Annotated in this window: 13 protein-coding genes and 1 rRNA gene (1 of these 14 only partly in view); 3 read left to right on the forward strand and 11 right to left on the reverse strand. The window is 47.6% G+C overall.

From position 1 onward, the window contains the following. The 10 genes from AMJAP_RS17340 to AMJAP_RS17385 all read right to left on the reverse strand — a co-directional run. A 16S ribosomal RNA gene (locus tag AMJAP_RS17340) occupies nucleotides 1-295 on the reverse strand; it reaches 1,246 nt to the left of the window's first position. Between the two features lie 719 nt (nucleotides 296-1,014). Then, nucleotides 1,015-1,827, reverse strand: a complete 813-nt coding sequence (gene tatC, locus AMJAP_RS17345; protein ID WP_019621310.1) for a twin-arginine translocase subunit TatC — start codon at nucleotides 1,825-1,827, stop codon at nucleotides 1,015-1,017. Beyond that, the gene (tatB, locus tag AMJAP_RS17350; RefSeq protein ID WP_019621309.1) at nucleotides 1,814-2,200 is read right to left on the reverse strand and encodes a Sec-independent protein translocase protein TatB; all 387 of its coding nucleotides are present in this window, start codon (nucleotides 2,198-2,200) and stop codon (nucleotides 1,814-1,816) included. The genes tatC and tatB overlap by 14 nt, the downstream gene beginning before the upstream one ends. Nucleotides 2,201-2,214: 14 nt before the next feature. Next, on the reverse strand, nucleotides 2,215-2,460 hold the full coding sequence (gene tatA, locus AMJAP_RS17355) for a Sec-independent protein translocase subunit TatA (RefSeq protein WP_019621308.1): 246 nt from the start codon (nucleotides 2,458-2,460) through the stop codon (nucleotides 2,215-2,217). 109 nt (nucleotides 2,461-2,569) lie between these two features. Beyond that, complete coding sequence (locus tag AMJAP_RS17360) at nucleotides 2,570-2,902, reverse strand: phosphoribosyl-ATP diphosphatase (RefSeq protein ID WP_019621307.1); 333 nt, start codon at nucleotides 2,900-2,902, stop codon at nucleotides 2,570-2,572. 9 nt (nucleotides 2,903-2,911) lie between these two features. Beyond that, entirely contained in the window at nucleotides 2,912-3,301 is a 390-nt protein-coding gene (hisI, locus tag AMJAP_RS17365) for a phosphoribosyl-AMP cyclohydrolase (RefSeq protein WP_019621306.1), read from the reverse strand. A gap of 103 nt (nucleotides 3,302-3,404) precedes the next feature. After that, on the reverse strand, nucleotides 3,405-5,042 hold the full coding sequence (gene ubiB, locus AMJAP_RS17370; RefSeq protein ID WP_019621305.1) for a ubiquinone biosynthesis regulatory protein kinase UbiB: 1,638 nt from the start codon (nucleotides 5,040-5,042) through the stop codon (nucleotides 3,405-3,407). Nucleotides 5,043-5,148: 106 nt separating this feature from the next. After that, nucleotides 5,149-6,687, reverse strand: coding sequence for a sensor domain-containing diguanylate cyclase (locus tag AMJAP_RS17375; protein WP_169336945.1), 1,539 nt, complete (start codon nucleotides 6,685-6,687; stop codon nucleotides 5,149-5,151). Nucleotides 6,688-6,835: 148 nt separating this feature from the next. Continuing rightward, the gene (locus tag AMJAP_RS17380; RefSeq protein ID WP_040404311.1) at nucleotides 6,836-7,459 is read right to left on the reverse strand and encodes a thiol:disulfide interchange protein DsbA/DsbL; all 624 of its coding nucleotides are present in this window, start codon (nucleotides 7,457-7,459) and stop codon (nucleotides 6,836-6,838) included. 134 nt (nucleotides 7,460-7,593) lie between these two features. Continuing rightward, the gene (locus AMJAP_RS17385; RefSeq protein WP_019621302.1) at nucleotides 7,594-8,196 is read right to left on the reverse strand and encodes a c-type cytochrome; all 603 of its coding nucleotides are present in this window, start codon (nucleotides 8,194-8,196) and stop codon (nucleotides 7,594-7,596) included. Nucleotides 8,197-8,401: 205 nt separating this feature from the next. Between AMJAP_RS17385 and yihA the strand changes: the two genes are divergently transcribed. Next, complete coding sequence (gene yihA, locus AMJAP_RS17390) at nucleotides 8,402-9,037, forward strand: ribosome biogenesis GTP-binding protein YihA/YsxC (RefSeq protein WP_019621301.1); 636 nt, start codon at nucleotides 8,402-8,404, stop codon at nucleotides 9,035-9,037. Between the two features lie 207 nt (nucleotides 9,038-9,244). Here the strand turns inward: yihA and polA are convergent, their stop codons facing one another. After that, entirely contained in the window at nucleotides 9,245-11,986 is a 2,742-nt protein-coding gene (polA, locus tag AMJAP_RS17395) for a DNA polymerase I (protein ID WP_019621300.1), read from the reverse strand. 115 nt (nucleotides 11,987-12,101) lie between these two features. On the opposite strand from polA, the gene AMJAP_RS17400 reads away from it, so the two are divergent. Together AMJAP_RS17400 and AMJAP_RS17405 are read left to right on the forward strand one after the other, a co-directional pair. Next, nucleotides 12,102-12,389: a DUF2782 domain-containing protein gene (locus tag AMJAP_RS17400; protein ID WP_019621299.1), complete on the forward strand. Its 288-nt coding sequence runs from the start codon at nucleotides 12,102-12,104 to the stop codon at nucleotides 12,387-12,389. Between the two features lie 45 nt (nucleotides 12,390-12,434). Continuing rightward, nucleotides 12,435-13,388, forward strand: coding sequence for a homoserine kinase (locus AMJAP_RS17405; RefSeq protein ID WP_019621298.1), 954 nt, complete (start codon nucleotides 12,435-12,437; stop codon nucleotides 13,386-13,388). Nucleotides 13,389-13,539: the final 151 nt, after the last annotated feature.

A 13,539-nucleotide genomic window follows, 5' to 3' on the forward strand; every position in this document is an offset into this window, starting at 1 on the left:
CAGACCAGCTACGGATCGTCGCCTTGGTGAGCCATTACCTCACCAACAAGCTAATCCGACGCAGACTCATCTAATAGCGAAAGGCCCGAAGGTCCCCTCCTTTCCCCCGTAGGGCGTATGCGGTATTAATCCAAATTTCTCTGGGCTATCCCCCACTACTAGGTAGATTTCTACGCGTTACTCACCCGTCCGCCGCTCGTCATCTTCTAGCAAGCTAGAAATGTTACCGCTCGACTTGCATGTGTTAGGCCTGCCGCCAGCGTTCAATCTGAGCCATGATCAAACTCTTCAGTTTAAATCAAGAATGTCGGAAAAAGACATTCTGTAAATCTAGCTCAAAGCATTAAACAATTTCACATAAAAACAAATAAATGTATTCACGTTGGTCGTTTGCTTTGATAAAGCTTTTTGCTTCATCTCAACAAGCGCCCACACGAATTATCTGACCAAACTGTTAAAGAGCGTTGCCTGAGTGACTCAAACCGTTGCCGGTGTGTCTCTCAAGCGAGGTGCGTATTCTACTCAACACCCTGATGAAGTCAACCATTTTGTTTCATAATTTTTAACAAATTATCAAACCATCCGATCTTCTTCCTGTTCCGTTTAATCCAACTAAAAAACACTGTTTTTCAATCAGTTATACTGAACAGCTCAACCTGCCTCAGCGACCGTTTCCAGCGGCTGTCTCAAGCGAGGAAGCGCATTCTACATTCATGGCCTGAGGAGTCAACATCGGGAGCACAAAAAAGTGAATATTTTATGAAAAATTCAGCACTTCGAGGAGGCCAGTAGCGAGACCGTCGCTACGCGACTAGCTAGACGCGGCTGCGCCGCTTGCGAGTGGCTAGGAGAGCATTCTTTTTGATCCTTGCAACAACGTGCTTCGTAAGCAAAAGAATGAAAAGGCTTCGTCCCTGAAACAATAAAACCGCCTGACGGCGGTTTTATGTTCTTACTTTTTCTAGCAAGCGAAGCATCTAACTCCTAGCGAGCCGCGAAGCGGTGTTCTAGCAACTAAATCCCCTTATTCTCATCTTCGTCCTGTATCGCTTCCTCAAGCTCATCGTCTTCATCTACAACCGGGCCTTTCTTCTTAACAATAACGGCCAGTATGATTCCCAACTCAAATAACAACCACATTGGCAAGGCAAGTAATGTTTGAGAAATCACATCCGGCGGTGTCAATAACATGCCCAAAACAAAACAGCCGACAATTACATAAGCTCGCTTTTGCCGCAGACTCTGAACATCTGTTATACCACTCCAGACCAGTAAGAGAGTCGCAATCGGGATTTCAAAAACAACGCCGAACGCAAAGAAAATCTTAAGTACAAAATTAAGATAGCTACTGATATCAGTCATCACCGCAACATTTTCTGGACCAACGCTGGTAAAAAAACCAAAAATCAGCGGAAATACAACGAAGTAAGCAAACGCTATCCCTGAATAAAAGAGCACGATGCTTGATGCTAATAGTGGCACTGCCAAACGCTTCTCGTGCTTATAAAGGCCTGGAGAGATAAATCCCCATACCTGGTGCAGAATAACCGGCATCGCCAAGAACAGTGACAATACTAAGGTTAGCTTGAATGGCGCAAAGAAGGGAGATGTCACATCTGTAGCGATCATACTAGTGCCTTCGGGCAGCAATGCCGTCAGGGGAGCAGATATTATTTCATACAGATGATTAGCAAAATAGAACAGGCAAAGAAAGAGAATCAAAATTGCCAATAAAGCCCGCATCAGCCGACTGCGCAGCTCCACAAGATGGGAGACAAATGGCTGTTCCTGATCATTATCAGGCAGGTTTTGGTTAGGATCTATCATCGGCCTTAGAATTTTCCTCTACAGGCGGCGTTTCTACAGCAGCAGTCTGATCCGGACTTGGCTCAGACTTTTTCTTTTCAGGCGCAGAAATACTATTAGCTAACGGAGAGTTATTACCCAGTGCTTCTGAGAACGGCTCGCGCATTTCATCAAGTTCACGATCCAGCTCATCCTGTTTCAGGACAACCTGACGCTTCATCTCTTCCAGGCGTAACTCTTCATTAATTTCGGACTGTATACCGCCGATGGTGCGCTTGGCCTTTCTCACCCACAAGCCGACGGTACGCGCAGCCACAGGAAGTTTTTCCGGCCCCAACACTACCAGCCCAACTACCGCAATAATCAGGAGCTCCGCAAAGCCGATATCAAACATCTGCCAGCTACCTGTTATTTATCAGTTTTCGGCTCGTCTTTAGCCTGCTCTTTTACTTCAGCATTATCTGCCTCGGTAAATTCAGCATCATTTTCTAACTTCTTATCTTCTTCTTTAGGCTCTTCGTTCATTGCCTTTTTAAAGCCCTTTACCGCACCACCGAGATCGCCTCCGATATTGCGTAGCTTTTTAGTACCAAACAACAGCACAACAATCACTAAAAGAATAGCCAGCTGCCAAAGACTAATACCACCTAACATATTATTGTTCTCCGTTTTACTTCTGAAGCGAACAGTATCCGCTCACATATGAATAGATTATCTAACTCAATTTCCAGGTGCTTAATCACACCCATAAATACCGTCTGTTTTATTTATCCGCTCTGGATGCTTTCTCTTCAATGCCCGACATATCGAAACGTCGCGCAAGTTCATTCAGAACCGTCTCTGGACGCTCTCCTAAGTGGGAAAGAGCCACCAGGGTATGAAACCAAAGATCTGCTGTTTCATAGATAACATCGCTGTTATCTCGACTAACCTGCGCATCCTTAGCCGCCAGAATAGTCTCGGTCGCTTCTTCACCAACCTTTTCCAGGATTTTATTCAGACCTTTCTCATGCAGACTTGCAACATACGATTTTTCAGCTGTAGCTGCTTTTCGCTGCTCCAGAATATCACCTAGCTGCGTCAATACATCTTTCATATTCAGGCCTTACTTCTCATAAATCGAATTTGGATCTTTCAAGACGGGCTCAACCGGAACCCACTCCCCCTCTTGAAGGGTTTTGTAGAAGCAATGTTCGCGGCCTGTATGGCAAGCAATACCACCAAGCTGCTCGACAGACATCAAGATAACATCATCATCACAGTCCAATCGAATTTCATGTAGCTGCTGAACGTGACCCGACTCTTCGCCTTTACGCCACAGTTTCTGACGGGAGCGAGACCAGTAGATAGCCCGATTCTCCTGAACAGTCAGGGCTAGCGCCTCAGCGTTCATCCAGGCAACCATTAAAACCTTACCCGTCACATGGTCCTGCGCAATTGCCGGCACCAAGCCATCACTATTCCACTTAACTTGCTCTATCCACTGTTCAGACATATCACTATTCTTCAAAAACTAAGGCCGCAAGGATACCTGATCCCCTATGACTGCGCTATCCCCGGAATACGGGAGGCAAAGACTAAGCCTTTATTGTTTCAATTCAGTGACGCAGCAACAGGATTGTCGCTACACCGCCCAAGATCCAACTGACAGCAGGTAACTGACTGGCAATCAAAAGAGGATCTTCCACTGATAATCCCACTGCAACTACCAGACACACAACACCAAGCCAACGACCACGCTGATTACGCTGCCGCTGTAATTCTTGCCGAGCGACACTCAAAGCAAGCATATCCCGACGGCGAACATCATCGAGATTCTTCAACTGATGCAGGGCTTCATAGGCCATTTGCGGCAGATGAGGCATCTTATCCAACCAGTCTGGCGCTTGCTGCTTCATAGAACGGTAGACCGCTTTAGGGCCCATTCGTTCTTTCATCCAGCGTTCCAGAAAGGGTTGCGCTGTCTGCCAGAGATCAAGTTCAGGATAGAGCTGACGCCCTAACCCTTCAATATTGAGTAAAGTTTTCTGCAATAGCACTAACTGCGGCTGAACTTCCATATTAAACCGACGTGCCGTCTGAAACAGACCCATTAACACCAAACCAAAAGAGATGTCCTTCAGTGGCTTTTCAAAGATAGGCTCGCAGACACTACGAATAGCGGTTTCAAATGCATAAACATTGGTATCTTCAGGCACCCAGCCAGAGTCAATATGTAGCTGGGCGACCTGGCGGTAATCTCGCTGAAAGAAGGCCAGAAGATTACGAGCAAGGTAACTCTGATCCTCAGCGGTTAGTGAACCTACAATACCGAAATCTACCGCGATATATTGTGGGGAGGCGGGATTACTACGAGATACAAAAATATTCCCGGGATGCATATCCGCATGGAAAAAACTATCGCGAAAAACCTGAGTAAAGAAAATCTCTACCCCCTGCTCCGCTAGTTTTTTCATATCCGTGTTCTGGGCGTTTAACTGCTCGATATCCGCCACCGGAATACCGTGAATTCGCTCCATTACCAATACATTTTGCCGGGTCAGATCCCAGTATATCTCTGGCACATACAGAATAGGTGAACCATCAAAGTTACGCCGAATCTGAGAACCGTTGGCAGCCTCTTTTCGTAGATCCAGCTCATCAAAAATAGTCGTTTCATAATCAGCTACAACTTCGACAGGCCTTAACCGACGGCCCTCGGCCCACAGCGCCTCAACCAAACGAGCCAGAGTGTACAACAGAGCCATATCTTTCTTGATCGTCCGCTCGATACCCGGACGAATAACCTTCACCACGACCTCTTCGCCATTATAAAGCAGGGCTTCATGCACTTGTGCGACCGAAGCAGATGCCATCGGTTCGGCACTGAATTCTGCAAACAGCTCCTCGACCGGAGCATTCAACGCTTGCTCTATCAACTGTTGGGAGTATGCGCCTGAAAAAGGGGGCACCTGATCCTGCAGTTTCTTCAGTTCAAGGGCAAGATCATCAGACAGCAAGTCACGACGGGTAGAAAGCATCTGACCGAATTTAATAAAGATAGGCCCCAGTTCTTCCAGAGCCAAGCGCAGACGTGCTCCCTGAGACCGTTTACCAACAGGAATCAGGTAACGCCACAGCATCATCATGATCAGTAGGCGAACATACCAGCGTAGATTGACCTGATCGAACAGAGTATCCAGCCGGTACCGTGCAAAAACCCGTGCAATTTTAATAATTCGGAGTAATCGTCGCACCGCTGCTAGTTCCGTAGTCGATTGATATCAAGAGAGGTAGGCATATTGCCCATTTCAACTCGTAAGGTAAAGAGCTGCATCATACCGGAGTATCGGACGTAATACCTTAACCCTGCTCAATCCGGTTTCGCCCCAATTCCTTCGCTTTGTATAACGCCTTATCTGCACGGCTGAACAATCCTTCGATACTGTCATCTTCCCTTACTTCAGCAATACCAAGAGAAAGCGTAATTTGAACCGGTTGGCCGTGGAAATTAAATGGGCTTTTTTCTACCGCTTTGCGAATTTTATCAACAGCCAAAGAAGCCTGCTCAGCGGATGTTCCAGGCATCAGGATAACAAACTCCTCTCCGCCATAACGAGCGACAAAATCTGTTGACCGGCTTTGTTTAGACAAAATACTCGCAATCAAGCGCAGCACTTTATCCCCCGCCTGATGACCGTATGTATCATTAATACGCTTAAAGAGATCCAGATCAGCCACAGCAAGTGAAAAGGAATGTTTATAACGGGTCCAGCGCTCAAACTCGGCAGACACCTGCTCATCGTACCCAGCCCTGTTCGGCAATGATGTCAGAGCATCTGTCATGGCTTTCTGTCGCTCAGCCTCAACGTGTACCTTCATATGCTGGGTTTCTTCTTCCATCTGCTCCAATCGGGTATTCATCTGAAGGTATCGCTCATGCACCCGCTTCTCCCTGTCTTCCTCTTTCTGCTTGAACAGGTCAACAGACTTAACAATATTCAGTAATTGTGATGACACGTTACTCTTGAGCTGATTAAGGTCCTTCGATGCTAATACCGCCTGCTGAATCGCCTGAACGTCCTGATGGATGCCGTTGCTGAGTATTGCGACTTCCCCACCAACCTGTTCATCCTTCTGACTTGCTTCAACAAAGGCCTGAACCTCTGCCAGCTGGCCGGTTAAATTACGTAGATAGCTCTCAAAATCCTCACTGTTCTGCGAGCTCAGACTTGCAACCAGACTCACAACATCCTGAATAATTGAAGACAGTGACACTAGCGTAACGCCCCCCTCAATTCGTCGGGTTAGCTCCCGCACACGGGGCATTTCACCCTGAGGAGCGTTCAGGCTGGTCATTACAATCAGAAGCTCACTACCAATCTGCTTCAGTATTTCATCATCGTGGTGGTCCAGATCTTCGACCACGGCTGCCTGCTTGAACCCATCGCTCAAACCGCCTTCCAATAACGGCCCCTGAATATCAACCAACTGGTTAACAACTCCCGACACCTGAGACGCCTGACCAGAGAAAGGCTCGATGGAGGATTCCACACCCAATAGCCGCTGATTACTCAAATCAGTCGTCAGATTAAGGCGTAATTGATGAACCCACTTATGCAGCCCCTGTAGCAGTTCTTTATTATTTCGCTGCTGCTCAATATCCAACCCTCGAAGCTGCTTCTCAACTAACTGGATCGTCTCAGGAGGGGTTTCTTCTGCTGCCTTCAGTTGTTTACACAGAGTGACTAATGCTCGGTCCAGTACGGTAGAATGACCATCAAGCGCGACCGCCATCTGACAGATAAGATGTTCTAAGCTACGATCATCAAGCTGCGCCTGGAGCACTTCCATCTCTTCAGAAAGGGATTTATATCGTTCTTTCCAGTCTTCCTGTTCCATCACTTGCACCTGCGAACCGGTCATCAATAAGGGGATTTCTTAATGTTATGCCAATTTCGGTCTGAGACGCCAGCCCACATCACTGCGTTCTCTACTCAGAATGCAATAAAAAAGCCGCATATAGCGGCTTTCTAGAAATAAACCCGGATCACTTAGCGTTTCGTTCCTGAGCAATAAGATACTCAGCTACTTTCAACATGCCGGTATGTCCACCCGCCTTTTCAGCGGTAATACGATACTTTCCGTTTATGATTAACGTTGGCACACTTTGGATACCATAGCCTTTTACTTTGGACGCCCCCTGATTCATTCGCATATTAACGGCGAAGGAGCTATTCATCTTAGTAAACTTATCTTTATCTACACCCAGGTCAGCATAAAAATCAGCAAAATCTTCCAGATTACGGAAGCGACGACGCTCTTTATGCAAGGCATCAAAGGTGGGCTGATGAGTTTTATCCACGACTTTGAGCAGGTCGGCAGTATAGTAAGCACGAGCCATTGGCTCCCAGGAGCGAGAAAAAACAACCGGTGTACGAACAAAGCTTACATCATCCGACAGGTTTTTTGTCCAGCTATGCAACAGCGGCTCGAAACTAGCACAGTGCGGGCAGAGATAACCAAAAGCTTCTACCACTTCTACTTTACTTTTATCCGCCGTTGGCACGGGGAGAGCAATTACTTCATAATTTATGCCTGCCTTATAGTCCTCAGCCTGCGCAACTGCAGCCGTAAGAACCAGTAACAAACCAATACCCAGGTTTTTTAACATATGCATCTCCACCCTTTCAGACAATCCAAACACCTAAGACACGCCAATACTCTTCAAGTTCAGCCCCGGTGCAAATAAACTTCAGACAATAAAAAAGGCAGCTTAAGCTGCCTTTCCTGACTCAAAGCTGAATATTAATTCAGACCCTGAATATAACTTGCGACTGCCTGAATCTCTTTATCACTCAGTTTCGCTGCGATATCACGCATCATGTTCTGAGGATCGTTAGTACGCGCTTCTACACGGAAGTTCTTCAGCTGAGTTTCGGTATATGCTGCATGCTGACCACCCAATTGAGGGTAACCTGCAGACGCAATACCTTTACCCTGCGCACCGTGACAAGCGGTACAGGCAGCGATGCCTTTCGACTCAACACCGGCACGGTAAATTTTCTCGCCCGCTTCAACCAGATCGGCTTTTGCCGCGCCAATTTGAACCGGCTTAGAAGAGTAATAAGCAGCTATATCCGCCATATCCTGATCATTCAGGTTGGTCAGAAGTCCCGTCATTTCTACAACCTGACGGGTGCCCGCTTTAATTTCCTGCAGTTGTTTCAGCAGGTAACGCTCATTTTGACTTGCCAGTTTAGGAAAATTACCAACAGCGCTATTGCCATCAGTTCCGTGACATGCGCCACATACAGCGGTTTTACCTTGCCCTGCAGCAGCATCACCCGCCGCATGTGCAACACTTATGAAACTCACGCTTGCCAGTAAGGCGATCAGTAGTTTATTCATCGACTAATCCAGACTCTTGCTATAAATTGCTAACGGTTTCTGCTGCAATCTAAAGCTAATCAGATTGAAACAGGGCGACCTAACTAACACCCGGACTGGTGTAATATACCAGTCACAGGTAGAATTCCGGCGGAATTATAACCTAATATCCACACAAACTGGAACGACAAATGTCTGTATTTACAGGCTAATAGGCAAAAAGTATATGTCTTCACCCCAGATTCACTATCATTTGACCCGTTTTAACACCAGCGCGAGTAAACTCAGCCAGTGCCCTGATGACATAGGTGCCGAAGTTGCATTTGCAGGTCGTTCCAATGCAGGTAAATCCAGCGCAATCAATACACTGACCAATGCAAAACTCGCCCGTACCAGTAAAACACCGGGGCGAACGCAGCTCATAAACTTCTTCGACACCAATGTTGAAGACGTCCGCATCGTCGACCTGCCAGGCTACGGCTATGCAAAAGTGCCCATCGCCATGAAAGAGCACTGGCAAAAACATTTGAATGATTATCTGCAGAATCGCGACTGTTTACGGGGCGTTGTCCTGATGGTTGATATCCGCCATCCGTTGAAAGAGTTCGATCTGATGATGATCGAATGGTGCCATGACGCCGAGATGCCGCTGCATATTTTGCTAACCAAAGCGGATAAGTTAAACCGCGGGGCGGCGCAGAACGCAATGCTAAAGCAAAAACAGGCCCTTGATGTTAAAAACAAACCTTTGCTTACCATTCAGGCTTTCTCAGCACTTAAGAGCACCGGTGTTGACCAGTTACGTGATCAATTAAACGCCTGGCTACTTGCAGAAAATTCTGGAGAAGAATCCTCAGAATAAAACAGATACTCACGGCGCAGCGAAACAAAAAGAAGCCCTCGAAATCAAAAAGGGGGAACTGAGTGATCACGAGAGCTTCAACGCATGCGTATTACACGAGAGCCTCCCTTGGCAAGGATTTATAGTTCAGCCCTCATAAATTATGAGTAATACCGTCATAAAAAGTTCACCCTACCCTTATGGGTAGGGTTCTGGAAGGAGCTTATCTCAGTGAGCCTGATCCCAATTATCACCGGTTCCAGCTTCCACCAGCAGTGGCACATCCAACTTTGCAGCTGTTTGCATAAGCTCTACTAATTCCGCGGAAACCGCTTCCAGCTCGGCCTCAGGCACCTCCAGAATCAATTCATCGTGTACCTGCATAATCATTCTGGCTCCGGTATCACTACTCTGCAGCCAACGGTCAACCTTAACCATCGCCTTCTTAATGATATCGGCTGCAGTTCCCTGCATCGGCGCATTAATCGCTGTTCGTTCAGCCGCTTGTCGGCGCATTCCATTACTGGCTTTAATCTCCGGCAGATAGAGCCTGCGTCCAAACAGTGTTTCTACGTAGCCATTCTCTGCCGCTTGTAAACGAATATCATCCATATAGCGCTGTACGCCCGGGTAGGTTTCAAAGTAATGGTCGATATACTTCTGCGCTTCATTACGCCCAATACCCAGCTGTTTACCCAAACCAAAGGCTGACATACCGTAGATCAAGCCAAAATTGATCGCCTTAGCACTGCGACGCTGATCTGCTGTTACCTCATCCAGGCTCACTTTAAAGACTTCCGCAGCTGTCGCCTTGTGAACATCCTCACCCTGAGCGAAGGCATTCAATAAGCCTTTATCCTGTGACAGATGAGCCATGATACGCAGCTCAATCTGCGAATAATCCGCAGCAACCAGCTTATACCCCTCTGGCGCGACAAAGGCCTGACGAATACGCCGCCCTTCGGTAGACCGGATAGGAATGTTCTGCAGATTCGGATCAGAAGAGGAAAGTCGACCGGTAGCCGTCACCGCCTGATGGTATGACGTGTGTATCCGGCCGGTAGCAGGGTTAATCATCTGCGGCAGCTTATCAGTATAAGTGCTCTTCAGTTTACTCAGACTGCGGTGCTCGATAATCACCTTCGGCAGAGGGTAATCCAGCGCCAGCTCCTGCAACACTTCCTCTGCGGTTGAAGGGGCGCCTTTCGGGGTTTTCTTAATCACTGGCAGTTTCTGCTGTTCAAACAGAATATCCTGCAACTGTTTCGGCGAACTCAGATTAAAAGGGCAACCCGCCAACTCATGCGCAGTTGTCTCTAACTCTTTCAATCGAGCACCATGCTCCATACTTTGTGTTGCAAGCTGGGTCGCATCAACCATCGCTCCCTGCTGTTCCATCCGCGCCATGACGGAGATCAGTGGCAGCTCTATGTCAGAAAAGACACTCGCCAGCGATGGTTCTTTTTCTAATTTGCTGAATAACGTTTGATGCAACCGCAACGTTATATCAGCATCTTCAGCCGCATAAGGTGCCGCTTGCTCCATTTCAATCTGATTAAATGTCAGCTGCTTTTTGCCCTTACCCGCGATCTCCTCAAACTTGACCGTTTTTACCCCCAGGTAGAAGTCTGCCAGCGCATCCATGTTATGACGGGTCGCGGTAGAATTAAGCGCATAGGATTCAAGCATTGTATCGAATGCAACACCTTTAAGCTGAATACCGTAACGGGCAAGTACATTCATATCGTATTTAATATGCTGCCCGACCTTCTTATGGGTATCACTTTCCAATAGAGGTTTCAGTTGCTGTAATACGCCATTACGATCAAGCTGATCCGGAGACCCCATATAATCATGCGCAACTGGCAGGTAAGCGGCTTTGCCCGGTTCTATCGAAAAAGATAAACCGATCAGATTCGCCTCCATATAGTTAAGGCTGTCTGTTTCAGTATCGAATGCAAACAACTCTGCGCTACTAAGACGCTCTAACCAGCGATCGAATGCTGCCTGATCCAGAATCGTTTCATATTCAATTTCGGTTGGCGCTTCAGGTTCACCCTCAGCGCTGGCAGCTGTAACGGGCGCTTTCTCATCCAGATCTCTCACCCAGGTTCGAAACTCGCACTGCTGGAAAAGTGCCATCAATTGCTCATTATCAGCAATCGGAGCCGGGATATCCTCGATCGCCATCTCCAATTCGAGGTCGGTTTTAATCGTGGCTAACAGATAGGATAACTCCGCTCCTTCCCGGTTCTCTTCCAGCTTTTTCGCCATGGTTTTCGAGCCCCGAAAACCCAGCGACGCAATTTTGTCCAGATTCGCATAAAGGTCACTGATCCCCCCGATCCCCTGTAACAGAGCCAGCGCAGTTTTCTCACCCACCCCCGGCACTCCAGGAATGTTATCGACTTTATCTCCCATCAGCGCCAGGTAGTCGATAATCAGCTCAGGCGGAATACCAAACTTCTCCTTTACGCCATCAACATCCATATAACTATCATTCATGGTATTGATCAAAGAAACATGCTGATCCACCAGCTGCGCCATATCTTTATCGCCGGTAGAGATAATAGTCTCTAATCCCTTCGCGCTGGCCTCCCTTGCAAACGTACCGATAACATCATCAGCCTCAACACCTTCCACGGCGATCAAGGGAAAGCCCATCGCCCGGACAATGTTATGGATAGGCTCAATCTGAGTACGCAGGTCATCCGGCATCGGTGGACGCTGCGCTTTATAGTCCGGATAAATGTCATCACGAAAGGTTTTACCCTTCGCATCAAAGATCATGGCGACCGGGCTATCAGGATACTGTTTGATCAGGCTACGCATCATGCTGGTAACTAATCGAACAGCGCCGGTTGGAACCCCCTCAGAGGTGCGCATGTCAGCTTGTTGAGAAGCAAAAAAAGCCCGATACAGATATGAGGAGCCATCGACTAAGATAATAGGGGAGGTATTTGCGGTCATGGTATTGCAGTCATTGTCCGTCAGGAGATATTGTTAACGGGATTGGTCCCGAGAGCACCATCATATTCGATTCACCTCTGTCACAGAAGAGGCGTCACCAGATCACGGAGTAGTTATGAAGAAAATACTGTTACTGGCAGCCTTGCTGAGTGCGTTCTCTCTGGCGCCAATAGCCAGCGCTGAAGTGCTACCGGAGTTTGATGATAATGAACCGGTAGTCACTATACGTCAGGGGGAAAAGGCGACTTACTACGAGTATAGAATTAATGGGCAACTAAAAGAGATAAAAGTGGAACCTGTAGTCGGTAAGTCCTACTATCTGGTTCCCACGCCAGAGGGAGAGTTTAATCGCTTCGATAACTCAACACTGATGTTGCCAAAATGGATTCTATTTAGCTGGTAACAGGGTTAACACGTCACTCTTTATTGGAAATAAGTAAGCGCATATATGGCCGTATATACTGATGTAAGCCGAGCAGATCTTGAAGCCCTGTTAACCAACTTCGAGCTGGGCTCGCTGGTCGATTTTAAAGGGATCGAAGGTGGTATAGAAAATACCAACTACTTTGTCACACTCATTGATAGCAAAGGCGACCACCAGGAGTATGTACTCACTCTCTTTGAAGAATTGAATAAAGAAGAGATGCCCTACTTTGTCGAATTAACCACCTGGCTGGCAGAGCGTGGTTGTCCGGTACCGTTTCCCTATAAAGATCATAACGGTATCGCACTTAAGATGATGCACAGCCGACCCGCGCTGCTTCAGCCCCGCCTGGCTGGTAGCCATATCGAAACACTGACAGCGAGCCACTGCGCTCAGATTGGTAACGCATTAGCGCAATTTCACCAGGCTGGCCGGGATTTCTACCTGCAACGTCAAGCTCACCGGGGCGTATTCTGGTGGCGCCGGGAGTCTCAGCAGATAGCCCGAAAGCTTTCAGAAGAGGATGCAGCACTACTGCGCACAGAGGTCGAACTGTTCGACCAACTGCGGGAACAGTCCTGGAACCTTCCTCAGGGAGCAATTCATGGCGACCTTTTCTTTGATAACGCACTGTTTGATAACGATAAGCTGAGTGCCGTATTAGATATCTATAACGCCTGCACCGGTTACCTACTCTTTGATCTGGCCATCGTTGCTAATGACTGGTGTGTGAACCCGGACGGATCGATCGACCCACAGCGCGAACAGGCACTACTCACCGCCTATAATGAAGTTCGCCCATTCGAAGAGAACGAATACCACGCCTGGCCACAATTAGTCCGTACCGCGGCAATGCGTTTCTGGCTATCGCGCTTAATTCCTGCACTGGACCCGAATTCCACCCAGAAAATAAAAGACCCGGAAGAGTTCCGCCGAATTCTGACTTTTCGGATACAGAATCCAGCAAAGCTGCCGTAGCTCGAAAATATTAGTGACTGCAGATCCATAGCAACCACTTCTTATAAAGCATTTATCTTCAAGGCCACTTCAAAACCAATAACGAAGATTTTTTTTCGAGCTACGAGCAAGTCACGTTTTTTTTGTATCGCTCGAGCTACGAGCAATGGCT

Source organism: Amphritea japonica ATCC BAA-1530, assembly GCF_016592435.1.
Lineage (GTDB): Bacteria > Pseudomonadota > Gammaproteobacteria > Pseudomonadales > Balneatricaceae > Amphritea > Amphritea japonica.

What these genes read in the sequence shown, in the direction of transcription:
- tatC (WP_019621310.1), bottom strand. Translation starts at nt 1,827, where the DNA reads ATGATAGATCCTAACCAAAACCTGCCTGATAATGATCAGGAACAGCCA.
- tatB (WP_019621309.1), bottom strand. Translation starts at nt 2,200, where the DNA reads ATGTTTGATATCGGCTTTGCGGAGCTCCTGATTATTGCGGTAGTTGGG.
- tatA (WP_019621308.1), bottom strand. Translation starts at nt 2,460, where the DNA reads ATGTTAGGTGGTATTAGTCTTTGGCAGCTGGCTATTCTTTTAGTGATT.
- AMJAP_RS17360 (WP_019621307.1), bottom strand. Translation starts at nt 2,902, where the DNA reads ATGAAAGATGTATTGACGCAGCTAGGTGATATTCTGGAGCAGCGAAAA.
- hisI (WP_019621306.1), bottom strand. Translation starts at nt 3,301, where the DNA reads ATGTCTGAACAGTGGATAGAGCAAGTTAAGTGGAATAGTGATGGCTTG.
- AMJAP_RS17375 (WP_169336945.1), bottom strand. Translation starts at nt 6,687, where the DNA reads ATGGAACAGGAAGACTGGAAAGAACGATATAAATCCCTTTCTGAAGAG.
- AMJAP_RS17380 (WP_040404311.1), bottom strand. Translation starts at nt 7,459, where the DNA reads ATGTTAAAAAACCTGGGTATTGGTTTGTTACTGGTTCTTACGGCTGCA.
- AMJAP_RS17385 (WP_019621302.1), bottom strand. Translation starts at nt 8,196, where the DNA reads ATGAATAAACTACTGATCGCCTTACTGGCAAGCGTGAGTTTCATAAGT.
- yihA (WP_019621301.1), top strand. Translation starts at nt 8,402, where the DNA reads ATGTCTTCACCCCAGATTCACTATCATTTGACCCGTTTTAACACCAGC.
- polA (WP_019621300.1), bottom strand. Translation starts at nt 11,986, where the DNA reads ATGACCGCAAATACCTCCCCTATTATCTTAGTCGATGGCTCCTCATAT.
- AMJAP_RS17400 (WP_019621299.1), top strand. Translation starts at nt 12,102, where the DNA reads ATGAAGAAAATACTGTTACTGGCAGCCTTGCTGAGTGCGTTCTCTCTG.
- AMJAP_RS17405 (WP_019621298.1), top strand. Translation starts at nt 12,435, where the DNA reads ATGGCCGTATATACTGATGTAAGCCGAGCAGATCTTGAAGCCCTGTTA.